The 17,035-nt window shown below is 44.2% G+C and carries 15 protein-coding genes and 1 tRNA gene; 6 read left to right on the forward strand and 10 right to left on the reverse strand.

The window, feature by feature from the left end; all coding sequences use genetic code 11:
* Positions 1-22 precede the first annotated feature (22 nt).
* From IAE16_RS04760 to thrC, 3 genes are read right to left on the reverse strand one after another with little or no spacing between them, the layout of a single operon-like run.
* Positions 23-3,040: a valine--tRNA ligase gene (locus IAE16_RS04760; RefSeq protein WP_323701588.1), complete on the reverse strand. Its 3,018-nt coding sequence runs from the start codon at positions 3,038-3,040 to the stop codon at positions 23-25.
* A gap of 30 nt (positions 3,041-3,070) precedes the next feature.
* On the reverse strand, positions 3,071-3,508 hold the full coding sequence (locus tag IAE16_RS04765) for a TlpA family protein disulfide reductase (protein WP_323701589.1): 438 nt from the start codon (positions 3,506-3,508) through the stop codon (positions 3,071-3,073).
* Positions 3,501-4,730, reverse strand: a complete 1,230-nt coding sequence (gene thrC, locus IAE16_RS04770) for a threonine synthase (protein ID WP_323701590.1) — start codon at positions 4,728-4,730, stop codon at positions 3,501-3,503. The genes IAE16_RS04765 and thrC overlap by 8 nt, the downstream gene beginning before the upstream one ends.
* 53 nt (positions 4,731-4,783) lie before the next feature.
* Between thrC and IAE16_RS04775 the strand changes: the two genes are divergently transcribed.
* Entirely contained in the window at positions 4,784-5,635 is an 852-nt protein-coding gene (locus IAE16_RS04775) for a PD-(D/E)XK nuclease family protein (protein ID WP_323701591.1), read from the forward strand.
* On the forward strand, positions 5,622-6,896 hold the full coding sequence (gene hemL / locus IAE16_RS04780; protein ID WP_323701592.1) for a glutamate-1-semialdehyde 2,1-aminomutase: 1,275 nt from the start codon (positions 5,622-5,624) through the stop codon (positions 6,894-6,896). Before IAE16_RS04775 ends, hemL begins: the two co-directional genes overlap by 14 nt.
* Here hemL and IAE16_RS04785 read toward each other — a convergent pair.
* The 6 genes from IAE16_RS04785 to IAE16_RS04810 form a co-directional block, all read right to left on the reverse strand.
* The gene (locus IAE16_RS04785; protein WP_323701593.1) at positions 6,888-8,540 is read right to left on the reverse strand and encodes a lytic transglycosylase domain-containing protein; all 1,653 of its coding nucleotides are present in this window, start codon (positions 8,538-8,540) and stop codon (positions 6,888-6,890) included. The two genes, hemL and IAE16_RS04785, sit on opposite strands and share 9 nt — an antisense overlap.
* A 402-nt stretch (positions 8,541-8,942) precedes the next feature.
* Positions 8,943-9,173, reverse strand: coding sequence for a DNA-directed RNA polymerase subunit omega (gene rpoZ / locus IAE16_RS04790; protein WP_323701594.1), 231 nt, complete (start codon positions 9,171-9,173; stop codon positions 8,943-8,945).
* Positions 9,174-9,175: 2 nt separating this feature from the next.
* A complete protein-coding gene (locus IAE16_RS04795; protein ID WP_323701595.1) occupies positions 9,176-10,441 on the reverse strand; it encodes a nicotinate phosphoribosyltransferase in 1,266 nt (421 codons plus the stop codon).
* 9 nt (positions 10,442-10,450) lie between these two features.
* On the reverse strand, positions 10,451-12,478 hold the full coding sequence (locus IAE16_RS04800) for a DUF3536 domain-containing protein (protein ID WP_323701596.1): 2,028 nt from the start codon (positions 12,476-12,478) through the stop codon (positions 10,451-10,453).
* On the reverse strand, positions 12,475-13,425 hold the full coding sequence (locus IAE16_RS04805; RefSeq protein ID WP_323701597.1) for an acetyl-CoA carboxylase carboxyltransferase subunit alpha: 951 nt from the start codon (positions 13,423-13,425) through the stop codon (positions 12,475-12,477). The genes IAE16_RS04800 and IAE16_RS04805 overlap by 4 nt, the downstream gene beginning before the upstream one ends.
* A gap of 16 nt (positions 13,426-13,441) precedes the next feature.
* Positions 13,442-13,517, reverse strand: a tRNA-Val gene (locus IAE16_RS04810).
* Between the two features lie 19 nt (positions 13,518-13,536).
* On the opposite strand from IAE16_RS04810, the gene gmk reads away from it, so the two are divergent.
* From gmk to amrB, 4 genes are read left to right on the forward strand one after another with little or no spacing between them, the layout of a single operon-like run.
* Positions 13,537-14,175 carry a guanylate kinase gene (gmk, locus tag IAE16_RS04815; RefSeq protein ID WP_323701598.1) on the forward strand — a complete coding sequence of 213 codons (639 nt, stop codon included), beginning with the start codon at positions 13,537-13,539 and terminating at the stop codon, positions 14,173-14,175.
* An 18-nt stretch (positions 14,176-14,193) separates the two neighbouring features.
* Positions 14,194-15,210, forward strand: coding sequence for an aspartate-semialdehyde dehydrogenase (gene asd, locus IAE16_RS04820; protein WP_323701599.1), 1,017 nt, complete (start codon positions 14,194-14,196; stop codon positions 15,208-15,210).
* Positions 15,211-15,212: 2 nt separating this feature from the next.
* A complete protein-coding gene (locus tag IAE16_RS04825) occupies positions 15,213-15,629 on the forward strand; it encodes a M67 family metallopeptidase (protein ID WP_323701600.1) in 417 nt (138 codons plus the stop codon).
* Positions 15,626-16,738, forward strand: coding sequence for an AmmeMemoRadiSam system protein B (gene amrB, locus IAE16_RS04830; RefSeq protein ID WP_323701601.1), 1,113 nt, complete (start codon positions 15,626-15,628; stop codon positions 16,736-16,738). The genes IAE16_RS04825 and amrB overlap by 4 nt, the downstream gene beginning before the upstream one ends.
* Here the strand turns inward: amrB and IAE16_RS04835 are convergent.
* Complete coding sequence (locus IAE16_RS04835; protein ID WP_323701602.1) at positions 16,735-17,022, reverse strand: DUF503 domain-containing protein; 288 nt, start codon at positions 17,020-17,022, stop codon at positions 16,735-16,737. The two genes, amrB and IAE16_RS04835, sit on opposite strands and share 4 nt — an antisense overlap.
* Between the last annotated feature and the right edge of the window lie 13 nt (positions 17,023-17,035).

Raw genomic sequence — 17,035 nt, forward strand, 5'->3', positions numbered from 1 at the left:
TTGCAATATGATAGAAATCACATCACACTAAACGATTCAGAAGAGAAAGCAAGCTCTCCACCTTCTGCTTTTCTTCTTGGAGCTCTTCAAGGGCTTCTTTGGCTTTGTTAATCTCTTCTTCTGGAGCTCTACTTAAGAAGTTTTCGTTGCTTAGCTTTTGCTGGAAGCTCTGCAAAGACTTCTCTATTTCCGAAAGCCTTTTTGAGTAGGAGTTTATCAGCTCTTGAACCTTTACACCCTCTTCTACAGGTAGATAAAACTCAAAATCTCTTGAAAAGCCTGCTACACAGTTGGGTGGTTCTGTTTGCACCTCCTCAAGGCTCTCCAACCTTGCAAGGCTCAAAATGTGAAGCATAAACTCCTGCACAAGCTCCTTGCTTTCTCCTGCCTTGTAGTAAAGCCTTATCTTCCTTGAGGGCTCAATTCTTAGGTCGCTTCTGAGGGAGCGTATGGCGGAGATAATTTCCTTTAGCCTTTCCACCTTGCTTTCCGCCTCTTCGTAAATCTCTGAGGGATTATGTTGAGGATATTCTGTAAGAGATATGCTTTCTCTGTGGGCTGTGGGAAGCTCAAGCCATAGCTCCTCTGTTATGAAGGGCATAAAGGGATGCAAAAGCCTAAGGGTTTTTTCAAAGACATTAAGTAAGGTTGCCTGAACGGTTATTTTTTCTTTGTTTATGGCTTCTTCTTGTGCCTTTCTCTCTTCTTCTGACACATTCTCCTCTGGTTTGGCGTATAGCCTGAGCTTTGAGAACTCTATATACCAATCACAAAACTCACTCCATATAAACTCATATAGCTCCCTTGAGGCTTCTGAGAATTCGTATTCTGAAAGGGCTTTGTTTACCATTTCTACGGTTCTGTTTAGCTTTGTGATTATCCATAAGTCTTCACTTCTTGGTGGCGCACAGTAAGGTAGCTTTGTAAGTAGGTCTGGTTCAAGGTTCATAAGTATAAACCTGCCTGCGTTCCACAGCTTGTTGGCAAAGTGCTTATAACCTTCAAAACGCTTTTCAGAGAGCCTTATATCCCTTCCCTGCTGTGTAAGAATAGCCAAGGTAAAACGCAGTGCGTCCGCTCCATACTTCTCCACAATATCAAGAGGGTCTATCACATTACCCTTGGTCTTGGACATTTTCTGTCCCTTTTCGTCTCTTATAAGAGCATGTATGTATACATCCTTAAAAGGAATATCCTCCATAAAGTAAGTCCCCATCATAACCATACGGGCAACCCAGAAAAAGATAATGTCAAAGCCTGTTACTAATGGGTCTGTGGGGTATAGGGCTTTGAGGTCCTTTGTATCTTCTGGCCAGCCAAAAACTCCAAAGGGCCAAAGGGCAGAGGAAAACCATGTATCAAGCACGTCTGTTTCTTGCCTTAGATTTTCAGAACCGCACTTTTTACAACGCAAAACAAACCTATAGGTCTTTTTCTTACTTTCATACCTGTATCTGCTCTTCTTTTCTGTGAGAATAGCCATGGGGTTTAGGTCTTGAGTGAAAAAAAGCCTAAGAGAATTAGCGTCCACTTCTGTAGAGTGATACTTATGAAAGGCAAACTTCTTGTAAAAGTCCAACACAGTTAGCTCTGGATGGACAAAGGAGGGAGAATGAAGTATATTGGCTACCTCCTCTGGAGTAAACTCCCCTCTTATTTTGCCATCCGCTATGAGGTTAAAGATGAGCTTGTCATATACTCTATCAAAGTCTTCATCAGTAAACAGGTTTTCGTGTCCGCAGTCCTCACAATACCAAACAGGTATTCTATGCCCCCACCATATCTGACGAGATATGCACCAGTCTTTGAGGTTTTCCATCCATTGTAGGTATATCTTTTTCCAGTTCTCTGGTATAAAATTTACAAGACCTTCTTTAACTACCTCTATGGCTTTCTCTCTTATGCGTGGGTCTGAGACTTTTAGAAACCATTGTTTTGAGACAGTTGGCTCAAGAACAGTCTTACAGCGATAGCATTTACCAACCGCATGCCTATGGTTTTCTACCTTTTCAAGAAGTCCAAGTTCTTCAAGCTCTTGCACTATCCTTTTCCTCGCACTATACCTGTCAAGTCCTGCAAACCTGCCTGCGTTCTGGTTCATATTGGCAAACTGGTCCATTACCTGCACGAAGGCAAGACCGTAAGACTTTCCTATTTCAAAGTCCAGAGGGTCATGTGCGGGAGTTATCTTTACCGCTCCCGTTCCAAACTCAGGCTTTACCCTTTCGTCCGCTATAATGGGGATAAGGTTTTCCACCTCTGAGCCATCCATAGCTATCCTTTTCCAATCCACAAGGGGAAGTCTAACCCTCTTACCTACAAGGTTCTTATACCTTTCGTCTTGAGGATGGACCGCAACCGCAGTGTCTCCGAGCATGGTTTCTGGTCTTGTGGTAGCAACGGTTATGTAGCCTGAGCCGTCCTCAAGAGGGTAGCGTATGTAGTAGAGCTTTCCCTCTTCTTCTTCGTGTTCCACCTCAAGGTCAGAAAGGGCGGTAAGGTCTTTTGGACACCAGCTTACCATATACTCCGCACGGTATATAAGGCCCTCTTCGTATAGCCTTCTAAAGGCGTGCCTGACCGCCCTTGAAAAGCCTTCGTCAAGGGTAAACCTCTCCCTCTTCCAATCTACACTGACACCAAGTTTTTCAAGTTGCTTCCTTATGGCGTTTCTTGATATAGGAACCCATTCCCAGACTCTTTTGAGAAATTCTTCTCTACCCAAATGTAGCCTGTCTATGTTCTTTTCCTGTAGCTGTTTGTCCACTACATACTGGGTTGCAATACCCGCATGGTCAAAGCCTGGCACCCAAACCACATCCTTACCAAGCATCCTCTGCCATCTGCAAACTATATCCTGCAAGGTGGCATTTAGAGCATGTCCCATATGCAAAGAACCTGTCACATTAGGTGGAGGTATAACAACAGAAAACTTGTTTTGAGGAGATGGGTCTTCTACAGAATAAAGAGCCTTCTCTACCCACCTCTTTGAGTGCTCGGACTCTATTGCCTTATGGTTATACTGCCCTATGTCCTTCATAGAAAAAGGATTATAGCATGGCTTGGGCTTTTATGGGATATATAGACTGGGATGGCTACTTACAAACCTACCCTTTTCGTTAAATATGTAAGTGGACGGCAGAAAGGTAATGGGAAAATAGTCATTGAATTTCACCTCCGTGTCCACGAGAGTGAGAAATTTTGGCTCTATATCTAACTCTTGATAGCTTTTTATTACATCCTCAGGCTCCATAGCTACCGCATAGGAGATGATAAGAAAGTCTTTCTTCTTTTCTTGTAGTTTGTTTAGCTCCTTTAGATGTTCGCTGTGTCCCACACAAGTTCTACTCCACACGTAAATGAGGATTTTTTGCCCTTTGTAGTCCGAAAGATATACCTCCTTACCTTCAAGAGTCCTTACCTGTATTTTAGGTATAGTCTCCTGAGAACAGGAGGTTAGAAAAAAAGGGAGGAGGAGAAAGAGGATATGGGCAAGGTATTTAAACACGAGCAAGTATTTTCTCCTTAAAGTCTGCAAGGCTCGGTTTTATATGTATAGTCTCTTTTAGATGGTTGTCAAGGACTTCCATGGTCTTGTAGCCATTGCCTGTTATGTAGGCCACTACCACCTCGTCCCTTCTAAAAGCACCCTTTTGTGCCAGTTTCTTAAGAACCGCTATGGTTGTCCCGCCTGCGGTTTCTGTGAAGATGCCTTCTGTCTCCGCAAGGAGCTTAATACCTTCTATGATTTCTTCGTCCGTGGCAGTTTCCCAGTCTCCTCTGCTTTCCTTAGTAACCTGCAGGGCGTATATGCCGTCCGCCGGATTTCCTATGGCTATAGACTTGGCTATGGTATTAGGTCTTACAGGCTTTATAAAGTCCCTTCCTTCTCTCCACGCTTGAGCTATTGGAGAACACCCTTCCGCTTGTGCACCGTAAACCCTTGTATTCATCTCCTCTATCAGACCAACCCTTAGGAGCTCCTTTAAACCCTTCCATATTTTAGTTACCAAAGACCCAGAAGCTGCTGGAGCTACCACTGCGTCTGGAGCTCTCCATCCAAGCTGTTCTACCACCTCAAAGGCAAGGGTCTTTGAACCCTCTGCGTAAAAGGGTCTTATGTTTATGTTTACAAAAGCCCATTGGAGCTCATTGGCGATTTCAGAGCAAAGTCTGTTTACGTCATCATATGTGCCTTCCACTGCCACCACCGTGGGAGCAAAAACAAGGCTTCCATATATCTTCTGAGACTCAAGGTTGGCGGGTATAAAAACAAAGCAGTTAAGACCAGCTTGAGCGGAATGGCTTGCCACAGAGTTTGCAAGGTTTCCCGTAGAAGCACACGCAACGGTGTCAAAGCCAAACTCTATCGCCTTTGATATGGCAACAGAGACTACCCTGTCTTTGAAAGAAAGAGTGGGATGGTTCACGGAATCGTCCTTTATATAGAGGTTTTCAAGCCCAAGCAACTTTCCCAGATTCTCCGCCTTTTTAAGAGGCGTAAAGCCTGCATTTAGACCAACCCTTGGCTCTTCCACTGGCAAAAGGTCTATGTATCTCCAAAGACTTTTGGGTCCTTCTTGTATCTTTTCCCTGCTGACCTTCTTCTTTATCTCATCGTAGTCATAGACAACTTCAAGAGGACCAAAGCAATATTCACATACATGCATGGGTTCTAAGCTATATTCCCTTCCGCATTCTCTACATTTTAGCCCAAGGGTCCTTGCCATCTTTCTACCTCCGCAGGAATCTAAAAGTAAAGATAATATAATATAAGTTTGTTATGGCAAAAAGAGTTTTTGTAGAGAAGGCAAAAAGGTTTTTGAGGAAGGTTTTGCAAGAACCCGAGCTTAGAGAGTATGTAGTTAAGGAGCTGTCCACTCACTTTGCAGACAAGGAAAAAACAGAAGATAACATAGAGAGGCTCTACAGAGAACTGGTAAGGATAGGCGATGAGCTTGTGAGGCTTAGAGAGGAACAGGAAAGAAAGTGGCAGGAGCAAAGCAGTCTCTGGCAGGAACAAAACAAGAGATGGGAAGAGCAGAATAAAAGATGGGAAGAGCAGAACAAAAGATGGGAAGAACAAGATAGGAGATGGGAGGAACAAAGGAAACTATGGGAAGAGCAGAACAAAAGGTGGGAAGAGCAAAATAGAAGGTGGGAAGAGCAGCAAAAAATAAATAGAGAGCTGATGGAAGAGATTAAGAAACTCCATAGGAAATACGACACGGGCATAGGGGCATTGGGTGCAAGGTGGGGGTTAAGAGCGGAAAGCTCCTTTAGAGAGGCTATAAAAGGCATACTTGAAGAAGACTTTCCTGTGAAGGTGGAAAGGTATTTAGCTTACGACCAAGAGGGAGAAGTTTTTGGAAGACCAGACCAAGTGGAGCTTGACCTGATAATAAGGGATGGTAAAACCCTTATTGCGGAGATAAAGTCTTCAATGAGTAAGTCTGATGTGTTTGTTTTGAAAAGAAAAGTGGAGTTTTACAAAAAGAGAGAAGGCAAAGAGGTAGATAGGGTCTTGATTATATCCCCTATGGTGGACTCAAAGGCGATGAACCTTGCAAAGGAGTATGGCTTTGAGGTTTATTCCTACCCAGAAGATGTGGAGGGTCTAAATGAGGAACAGTGAGCTCTTTGAAAGGGCAAAGGCAATTATGCCGGGAGGTGTTAGCTCTCCCGTTAGGGCTTTCAAGGCTGTAGGTGGAGAGCCTATAATAGTCTCAAGGGCTCAAGGTTCAAGGCTTTGGGATGTGGAGGGCAAAGAATACATTGACTTTCTCATGTCTTGGGGTCCTCTTATCCTTGGGCATTCTCATCCTAAAGTGGTGGAGGCGGTGTGTGAACAAGCTAAGAAGGGTCTTTCTTATGGACTAACCAACGAGCATGAGATAACCCTTGCGGAGCTTGTGGTATCCGCTATGCCTTCGGTGGAGATGGTTAGGTTTGTCTCCTCTGGCACAGAGGCTACCATGTCCGCCATAAGGTTAGCACGAGGATATACGGGAAAAAAATACGTGGTAAAGTTTGACGGATGCTATCATGGGCATGGGGATAGCCTTTTGGTGAGTGCTGGCTCTGGTGTTGCCACCCTTGGTATACCAGGGACACCGGGAGTTCCAGAAGATATAGCAAGTCTCACTCTCGTAATTCCTTATAACGACCCACAAGCCTTTGAGGAAGTCTTCAAAAAGTATGGAGAGGACGTAGCCTGTGTTATTGTAGAGCCTGTGGCTGGCAATATGGGAGTGGTTTTACCAAAGCCTGGCTTCTTAGAGAAAATAAGAGAGATAACAAGGGAATACGGTGCCTTAGTCATATGCGACGAAGTGATAACAAACTTTAGGCTTTCAAAGGGTGGTGCACAGGAGCTCTTTGGTAGAGACCCAGATATTACCTGTATGGGGAAAATAATAGGGGGCGGTATGCCGTTGGGAGCTTATGGAGGAAGAAGAGAAATAATGCAAAAGGTGGCACCAGAGGGTCCAGTATATCAAGCAGGAACCCTTTCTGGCAATCCACTTTCTATGGTAGCAGGTATTGCAACCCTCAAGGAGCTCTTCACTCTAAAGCCATACGAAGAGTTAGAAAAGCTTACAAGAAAGCTTACTTCTGGCATATCGGAGATTTTGCACAGAAATGGAATACCCCATAGGATAAACCAGATAGCCTCTATGTTTACCGTCTTCTTTACAGAGGAGGAGGTCTACGACTACGAGACAGCCAAAAGATCAGATAGAGAGATGTTTGGTAAGTTCTTCAGGTCTCTGCTTAGAGAAGGCGTTCTCATACCTCCTGCTCAGTTTGAGGCATGGTTTCTTAGCACAGCACACACAGAAGAAGACATACACTTGGCTCTTGAGAAGATAGACAAGGCGGTAGCATCACTTTAAAAGCTCTGAGTATACATAGTAGTTATAAAGCACCCTCTTGACGTAGTCTCTGGTTTCTCTAAGAGGTATTGTCTCTATAAAAAGATATTGGTCTTCGTGTTGCACCCAGCTTCTTACTCTTCCAGGTCCTGCGTTGTAGCTGGCAAGAGTTCTTACAAGGTCACCTCTCCACTGGTCAGAGAGGTATCTCAAGTAAGCGGTGCCAAGCGTTATATTGGTCTCTGGATCGTAGATGTTTCTTATTCTTATTCCTTCTCTTCTTGCCACATACTGTGCAGTGCTATCTATAACCTGCATAAGCCCTCTGGCATTTGCCACAGAGACAGCGTAAGGGTCAAAAAGGCTTTCCTGCCTCATAACTGCGTATATTAGAGCACTCTCTACGGAATACCTTTCTGAGACTCTTTCTACGATATTTCTATAAGGTTTCGGAAAGGCTACCGCATTATATACAAAACTACCATAGCCGTATTTTCTGACCGCAAGCCTTATGGCAAGATGTGGGTCAAGACGCGATAAGGCTATTACGTCAGAGGAGCTAATGTCCCTAAGCCTTTTAAAAGCCTCAAGCCTTGCATACTCAGGAAACCCCGCTTCCCATATGGCTCTTATTATCCTCGCGGTTTTTGGAAAGCTCTCATCTTCCATCACTACCCTCATCGCTCTACTTGCCACTGGAAGACTCAACATGGAACTGGCAACCGCATGATAAAAACCTGTGCCGTTGGAAGCCCTTATAAGATGCTCTCCCGCGTCCTCTCTCCCTAAGAGCAGCGCACTCTTATATGCCCAGAAATTGCCAGCGGACATCTCATCTCTTCTTTGAGTGTTCCTTGTTGAGTTTACAAAGTATTCAAAAGCTCTCGCATAGTCCCCAATGGCGTAATAGGAAAGTCCAAGGTTAAAATCTCTTCTATGGGATGGCTCCATACGGATAAGGTAGTTTATGGCTTCGTAGAAATTTCCTCTATGCATGTTTAGTCTTCCAAGCCTAAAAAGGGCATCTGAAAGAAGGTTCCTATCTTTGATAGATGACAGGGTTTCCTCAACCCCTGCCCTTTGCCCCATTTCATACTGCATTGTAGCCAGTTCAACCCTTGCCCTATCTTCTTCACAACTTTGAAATGCTTCAAAAGCCCTTTCACTCTCTCTGAGAGATTTCAGGGACATACCAAGCATATAACAAACTCTCTGGAAGTCCATACCCTCAAGAAGCAAAACCACTTCTCTGTAATATCTTCTCCTAAAGAGTTCTTCTGACGCAGATAGAGCTTCTTCTGGACTCAGTTTTATGCTAGGAATATATTCCCTAAAGAGCACGGGAGACTTTAAAAAGCCTACCTTTGGGTCTAAACCCAGCTCCTTCCAAAGCTTTACATATTCTCTCCTCAGGTCCTCCCTGAGGTTTCTTGGGTTTATATCCATCAAAAGTTTTTGAGCAGATTGAATTTGTCCTACTTTTACCTCATCTTGGGCAAGAAGAAGCATTAAATCATCTTTGAAAACCACGTGTGGGTAATCTCTCAATATTCTATATCCAATTGATATGTCCCTCCTTTCCATGTAGTTCATAAAAAGTGTGTATTCTATCGGTAGCTGAGCGTAGGCAAGAAAAGGAAGTATTAAAAACAGTAGTAAAACCATAGTTAACTTATGTAGGTGATTATAAGCAGGATGAAGATCCCCAAGATTAGATTTACCCAGATGAGGTTAGGAATATGTGAAAGCTTATTTTTTCTGAAGAGAAAAAAGTAGATATATGTAAACACCAGAGCCATAAGGGCAAAGAGGAAAAGCTTTGTATGAAATAGAGGATTATCAGAAAAATCCCTTCTATAACCATGCCACAGCCCCATGCCTGTTATAAACAAGACAAGTATGGAGAGCCAGACCGCAGGGAAGAATTTTGAAAACACGGAGCGAAGGAGTTTTTGCCTATGGTCTTCATTGGAAAGCTCCTTAAGAGATGGCTTGAGGAAGAGCAGGCTGTATACCATCCCACCTATCCATACAACGGCAAAGAAAATGTGAAGAAATGCTAAACTCTTAATCATTTTCAGAGCTTCTCCTCAACTTTACTACATGAACCTTACCCTGAGCTATGTCCTCTATAGCCTGGAAGGTTTTCTTTATAAGCTCGCCTCTCGTCTTGTCCCTTATAAAGATATCTTCCCCCTTTTCCAGTAGCTGGCTCGCCCTTTTTGCAACAGCGTGCACAAGTTCATACCTTGAAGATACCTTCTTAAGTGCTTCTTCTATGTTAGGTCTTCTACTCATATCTAAACCTCCTTTAATAAAACATTATAATCCCTTTTCTTGCTTATGGACTTTAACTCCTCAGGCAATTTGGAAAGCTCATTAAAGAAGGTTTCTCTTATCTCTTCCAAGGTAGGCAGTGGCTTTGTAAGGTTTCCCTCTTTGAATACAAGCTCCACAAGCCCTCCCTCTCTGTAGGGAATAACCTCATCGTAGCACATAAGACCATTTTCATAGTGCCTTATGACTTGTCTTTTGTAGGGAAAGGTTTGCTTTCCGGGGCTTAACTTAAACTTTGGCTTTCCTTCATATTCCACCAGCTTGTAGGCTATATCAAGATAGGGAGCGTCCGCAGAGGTCAAAACCTTAGTGCCAACGCCAAAGATATCCACTGGTGCACCATTTGATACAAGTTTGTGTATGTCCTCTTCATCAAGCCCACCACTTACCACAATCCTTATATCCCAAAAGCCTTCCCTCTGGAAAAGCTCCTTGACTTTCACGCATTCCTCAAGTAGGTCTCCACTGTCAACCCTTACTCCCACAACCCTTATACCTTCTCTGAGGAGTTTTAAAGCCTTTTTTGCCCCCTCGAAGGTATTATAGGTGTCTATGAGAAACACCGTCTTGTCTGGAAAGCTCCTTGCAAAAGCCCTAAAGGCTTCCTCCTCTTCCTCAAAGACCATAACAAAGGAGTGTGCCATAGTGCCAAAGACGGGAATGGCATACTTCCTTCCTGCGCAGAGGTTTGAGGTTCCTGTAAAACCTGTTATATAGCAAGCCCTCGCTCCGTATAGACCTGCGTCAAGCCCATGAGCTCTTCTCAAGCCAAAGTCCACAAGAGCTTTACCCTTAGATGCCAAGTAGCACCTTGCGGATTTTGAGGCAACAAGCGTATTGTAATGCACTATGTTTATAACGAGCGTCTCAAGGATCTGCACCTCCGGCAAAGACCCTTCTATCTGAATAAGCGGTTCATTTTGAAGGACTATCATACCCTCCCTTATAGCGTAGAGGTTTCCCCTGAACTGATACTGCTCCAGATAATCCAAAAACCAGTCCTTAAACATGTTCAAGGACTTCAGATACCTTAACTCCTCACTACCAAACTTGAACTCCCCAAGGGCTTCAATGAGAGGCTCAAGCCCACAGGATACGAGAAAGTTTCTGTTTTCTGGAAGTTTTCTCACAAAAAGGCTAAAGACCGCCCTGCCCACCTTGTTGTTTTCAAGGTAAGCCTGAGCCATGGTGAGCTCATACAGGTCTGTAAAGAGCCCCTTTCCCTGCATGGTAGTATTTTATTCAAAGCCTAAAAGATTGAGCGTTTTTTGACTTAGCTTCTCTCTGTTTTCCCACGCCCAGTTTTGAAGCTCCCACAGGTTTACCATAAGTTCATACTTCCCAACCCCTCTGTTGTAATCTTTGATAAAGGTGGCTATCTCCTCTGCTTCCCCTTCTGACAATCCCATAAGTATCTTCTTACCTACGTATCTTTCCGTCCAAAACTTGACAGAGACATCTCTTATGTCAAGGTTAAGGCTTTCCGCCTTGTCCAATACCTTCTTAATCTCATCCACAGGAGCAAGCCTTCTAAGAAGAAGGTAAAGCTTTAGCCTGAGGTATGCTTTTACATTATCTTCTATCAAGTTTCCTGCTTCAAAATACCTGCCTCTTGCATGAAAAAGCAAACCCTCAAGCAGGAGTTCATAGCTTTCGGTAAAGTTCACATCCTCTTCAAGGTATGTATAAGCCCATTTATCCAGTAGCCAACTGAGAAAAGGTTGAGGCACATGACTAAGATTAAACTCCCTTAGCTCCTCTAAGGCTTCAAACTCCTCTTCCGTTTCCATATCCTTGATGTAGACCTTCCAAGGTTCAAAGCCCTCTACCCTATAGTAGAAATTTCCCAACGTTCCTTCCTGAGGTATGACGTCTGACAGCTCAAGGGCGGTTATGGAAGTGATTAGACGCTCCCTTGAAACCTTCTGAGGCAAGACAAGGCTCTGCCACACCCCAAGACCGTTGCCATAAGATTGAAGGTTGCTGGGAGCTTCAGAAAGCACCTTGAGAAATCTCTCCTCAAGCCCGCTATCGCCCATAAGGTCTATGGCTTTTTTTGCAAAGAGCAGGTTCTTTACAGCCTCTATACCAGAAATCTCTGCAAAAAACCAGCCATCGGAAGAAAAGGCATAACTTATGTATTTGTAAGCATATAGATGCTTAAAGAGCTCCGCTCTTTCCTCTTTGCTAAGAGGTCTTTTTGCCTTTTCCTGCAGATATTCTTCCTTTGAACCTCCAAGCGGTATATCCACAAAGTCAAAAAGGGCACTCTGCGGGTCTTTTGTATATTTTTCCAAGGCTCTAAAGAGCCTTTCCTTTACCTTTGACCTGACTATTTCAAGGGCTTCCCTCATAGGTCCTCTCCACTTTTGATGCCAACCAGGAAGACCACCAGTGGAGCAGCCGCAGTCAGACCTCCATCTTTCTATACCGTGAGCACAGCTCCAAGAGGTAAACTCCCATATATCCGTTTCTCCCTCTGGATGCATTATCTTGTGTATTTCCTCAAGACCTTTGATGTTTGGATAGTTCTCTATAAGGTAAGCAAGCCCCATCTCACCAAACTTCTTGTGATGACCAAAGGTCTCACCATCCACCGCAATAAGGGTAAGACCCCTTCTTTCGCCTACTCTTCTTATAACTTCATCCATGTGGTTTATAAGCTCTCCAAAGGCTATACCATGAGAGAGCTCCCCATCGTAGATAAAGATATCCATATGACCCTCTGGCAGATGCAGTCTAAGGTAGCTTCCCTTTGTTTTGACCTGATGTGGTGCAAGTATGAGGTATTTTATGCCATGCTTTAGCAAGAGGGAAAGGGTTTTTCTGTCTACCGCAAGCTCAGGAAGCCAAAAGCCAGAGGGTTTTCTTCCAAAGACCCTTTCAAAGGCTCTTATACCCCAAACTATCTGGACTTCCCTGTCCTCCTCTGGGTCAAGGGGCAGTATAGTGTGGTTAAAGCCTGAGGCTATAGCCCTTTTGCCTGAGGTCTTAAGCCTTTGGACAAACCAAGGTTTTTCTCTGAGAAGCCAAGAGAGAAGACTGTAGGTGAAGTTAAAGCTTACGTGCTCGTAGTTGTTTACCACCTTAAGTATCCTGCCTTCCTTCCTATAGTGTGCGTAAAGGTTTGGAAGATAGGATTCTCTGAATATTCTCTCGTTCCAATTCTCAAAAGGTTGGGCAGATTCCTCTATGGGTACAAGACCAAGGTATGGGTTTTCCCTTGGTGGTTGATGAAAATGGCAATGTATACAAAGAAAGTTCATAGCTCCACAAAAACCCCCATCCTCTCAAACTTTCTGACCCTTTCCTGCACTAACTCCTCGGGTTTCATTTGTAAGAGTTCTCTCAGGCATTTTCTTAAGACGTATTTTAGCACCCTTGCACTTCTTTTGTGGTCCCAATGGGCTGAACCAAGAGGCTCTGGCACTATGGCATCTATAACTCCAAGCCTTAGAAGGTCTTGGGCTGTGAGCTTGAGGGCTTTTGAGGCTTCCTTTACCTTGCCTTGGTCTTTCCAAAGTATTGCCGCACAGCCTTCAGGAGATATCACCGAATAGACCGCATTTTCTAACATAAGCACCCTATTGGCAACTCCAAGAGCAAGGGCACCACCAGAGCCACCCTCTCCTATTATCACCGCAATACTTGGAACTTTCAAGTAGCCAAAGGTATATAGACTTTGGGCTATGGCTTCAGACTGTCCCCTCTCTTCCGCACCTATACCCGGATATGCTCCCGGTGTGTCTATAAGTGTTATAACAGGCATACCATACTTTTCCGCCAACTTTGCTATCCTTATAGCCTTTCTATATCCTTCGGGATGAGGCATGCCAAAGTTCCTTTCCATCTTCTCCTTTGTTGTCCTACCCTTTTCTTGACCTATCACCGCCACAGGGAAAGCGTCAAAGTAAGCAAAACCAGCCACTAAGGACTTGTCATCTCCAAAACACCTATCTCCATGAAGCTCTATGAAGTTTTTGAATATGAGGTTTATGTAGTCAACTGCGTGTGGTCTTTGAGGATGTCTTGCAAGGAGAACCCTCTCCCAAGGGTCAAGTTTTGAATATATCTCTTTGCTCTTTTTTAAGAATTCCCTTTGAGCTTTTCTGAGCTCCTTTTCCCTCTCTTTGTCTCCAAGACTGTATAGTCTTTTGAGTTGCTCAACCTTTTGGTATATCTCTTGAAGCTCCCTCTCAAAATCTGGAAACATCTTGAAGATTATACCATGGTAGGCGCGGGCGGATTTGAACCGCCGACCTCTGGCGTGTCGGGCCAGCGCTCTGCCAGCTGAGCTACGCGCCTTATAGGTTATAATTATAACATGCTCTTCGTCCTTTCCGCACCCTCTGGAACAGGTAAAACTACGATAGCGGATAGACTTCTCAAAAGCTGTCCCAAGGTAAAGAGGATAATAACCGCAACCACAAGACCACAAAGAGAGGGAGAGGTGCACGGTGTGGACTACATCTTCATGGATAGGGAAGAGTTTGAAAGAAAGATAGAGGAAGGCTATTTTCTTGAATACGCTAAGGTCTACGGAAACTACTACGGCACACCCAAGGACCAAGTCCTAAGGAACGAAGAAGAAGGCATAGACTCCCTTCTCGTTATAGACGTGCAGGGTGCAAAGAAGGTAAAGGAGGTCTATCCAGAAAACGTGCTTATCTTTCTTATGCCACCAAGCCTTGAGGAACTAAGGAGGAGGCTCTTGGGTAGAGGCTACGGCAGGGAAAACTTAGAACAAAGGCTTCAAAAGGCTGAAGAGGAGATAGCCTGTGCAAAACACTTTGACTATATAGTGGTAAACGAGTTTATAGACAAGACCGTTGAAGCTCTTCACACAATAATAGTTGCTCACAGATATAGACGGGAAAACTTTCTAAAGAAGCCTAACGTAAACGATGAGGCCATAAGTCGTATTCTCAGCAAGGTCTCTTGTAAAAGCTTTGAGTCTCTATAATGGGATATAATTTAACCTATGGGATACAGGGTAGCGGTAGTTGGTGCAACGGGTGAAGTAGGAAGGGCTTTCCTAAAGGTTCTGGAAGAGAGAAACTTTCCCGTGGACGAGCTGTTCCTTTTTGCCTCAGAGAGGTCCGAAGGGCTTGAGCTTACCTTCAAGGGTGAAAGGTTAAAAGTTCAGGCACTTAATAAGGTCGCCGACTTTAAAGGCATAGATATAGCACTTTTTTCTGCGGGCTCTTCCATAAGTAAGGAATATGCACCGAGGTTTGTCTCTGATGGTGCGGTTGTTATAGATAATTCCTCTGCCTGGAGGCTTGACCCAGAAGTGCCTTTGGTAGTGCCAGAGGTAAATCCAGAAGATGTCAAAGACCACAAGGGTATAATAGCCAACCCTAACTGCTCTACCATACAGATGCTTGTAGCACTAAAGCCCATATACGATGCGGTTGGGATAGAAGCCATAGTGGTCTCCACCTACCAGTCAGTGTCTGGTGCAGGTGCAAAAGCCATAAGGGAGCTTCAAGAACAAACAAGGGCATGGTGCGAAGGAAAAGAAATACCACCAGCAAAGGCACTGCCAAAAAGAATAGCCTTCAACGTAGTGCCACAGATAGACGTTTTTACAGAAAACGGATACACGAAGGAAGAGTTAAAGATGCTAAACGAGACCAGAAAGATACTCCATGACCCCCATATAAGGGTCTCCGCAACCTGCGTAAGAGTGCCGGTCTTTTATGGACATTCAGAGGCGGTAAGCGTCAAGTTAAAGTCCGAACTTTCTCCAGAGTCCGCAAGGGAGATACTAAGCAAGGCAAAAGGCGTTGTAGTGGTGGACAACCCCTTAGAGGGTCAATATCCTCTTGCAATAGAGGTGGCAGGAAAAGATGAAGTCTTTGTGGGAAGGATAAGAAAGGATTTGGTCTTTGAGCCGGGGCTTTCCATGTGGATAGTGGCGGACAACATACGCAAAGGTGCAGCTACCAACGCAGTGCAGATAGCAGAACTTCTAACCCAATACGCTATGGTGTAAAGATGCTAAGGATTAAAGGCTCTGCTCTTCAGAAGGCTATAGCACAAGCGGAGAGAGATTACCCTTATGAAACCTGTGGTCTTCTTTTAGGAAAAGTGGAAGGAAACCTAAGGACTGTCTTTGGAGTATATGAAACACCCAACGCAAACCCCGACAGAAAACATGACCGTTATGAGATAGCACCAGAAGATTACCTAAAGGCTGAAAAAAAGGCAAAAGAGTTTGGGCTTGAGATAGTGGGCGTATACCATTCCCACCCCGACCATCCAGATAGACCTTCTCAATTTGATGAGGAAAGGGCTTTTGAAGGCTTTTCTTATCTAATACTTTCTGTAAGCAAAGGCAAGGTGGTCTCCTACAGAAGCTGGGAGCTTGTTGACCAAAAGTTTAGAGAGGAAGAGATTTTAATATTTGGATGAAGCCCAAAGTAAGATCCCTTGAAGTGGTTCCCTATGGCGAGTCCTTCTGGCTAAAAGACCCAATGGTTATATCCGAGGGTCTTATGGTCTCTTACCATGGTCTTGTTCTCTTGTCCTTTATGGACGGGACGAGGGAGCTTGAGGAGCTAAGGGCCGAGTTTTTCAAAAGGACTGGTATAATCCTTAAAGAGCAGGAGCTTAGGGAGTTTATTGAGCTTCTTGAAAGGTACCTTCTGTTAGAGGGAGAAAACTTCCAAAGGACCCTCAACTCCCTGCGTCAAGAGATGCTCCGTAAAGGCGTAAGACCCATGTCCCATGCGGGTGAGGTATATCCTGAGGATGCGGAAAGCTGTAGAGCCTTTCTGATGGGAGAGGAAAAGGAAAAGAGAGACCTGTTAGGGCTTGTGGTTCCTCATATGGACTTAAGAGTTGCAAGGAAAACTTACTGGGAGGGTTATGGAAGGCTCAAGGCGGACAAAAGGCTTGTGGTAATATTAGGCGTTTCCCACTATTGGCATGAAATGCCCTTTTCTGTCTTACCCCTACATATGGAAACACCCCTTGGCATACTTGAAACAAGAAAAGACCTGCTTGAGAAACTGCAATCCTTCTATAACTTTGACATAACCCATGACCTCTTTTCTTACAAACAAGAACATTCCATTGAGTTTGCCTCAATTTATGCAAAAATGCTCTTTCCAGAGTCAAAGGCGTTAGCCCTTATAGTTTCCTATGGAGATAGAGACTTCCTAAAAACCCTTGCGGAAAACCTCTTAAGGGTAATAGACAGAGAACTTCACCACACCCTTATAATCTCAAGCGTTGACCTAAGCCATGTGGGAAAAAAGTTTGGAGACGAACGAAGTTATGATCCTTCCTTTATAGACAGGAAGTATCTTGAGCTTTTGCAAAACCTCAGAGGCGATGATGCCTTCGAACTACTCCAAGAAGGTAGCAACTTCACACGCATAGATGGTCAGTATACAAACCTGGTCTTTTCTCACATGTTAAAGGAGGCAGGTATTCAAAAGGGTGAGCTTTTTGATTACAGCTTCTACTATGAAAACCTCACAGACTCTATAGTTTCCTACGCAAGCATGGGCTTTTAGAGGAATAGGTATTCACTCTTAAGCTCAAGTATAAACTCTGGGTAGTGCCTTTCAAGTAGCTTTTTCACACCGCTTAGGGTGTTCTCCGCTATTGACTTTTCATGAGAAACACATACAAAGGCAAGGCTTGACCTCTGCCACAGGTCGTGGTAGTCTACTTCCGCCACAGAAACATTAAAGGAAGACCTCACCTTGTCCTTTATAGACCTTAGGTAGTGCCTTTTTTCCTTCAGAGAACCATTCTCTGAAAAGAAGAGCTCTACCCTTAGTAGACCTAACACCATAGCACGAGTAGAT

The organism is Hydrogenobacter sp. T-2 (assembly GCF_033971325.1).
Taxonomy (GTDB): Bacteria; Aquificota; Aquificia; order Aquificales; family Aquificaceae; genus Pampinifervens; species Pampinifervens diazotrophicum.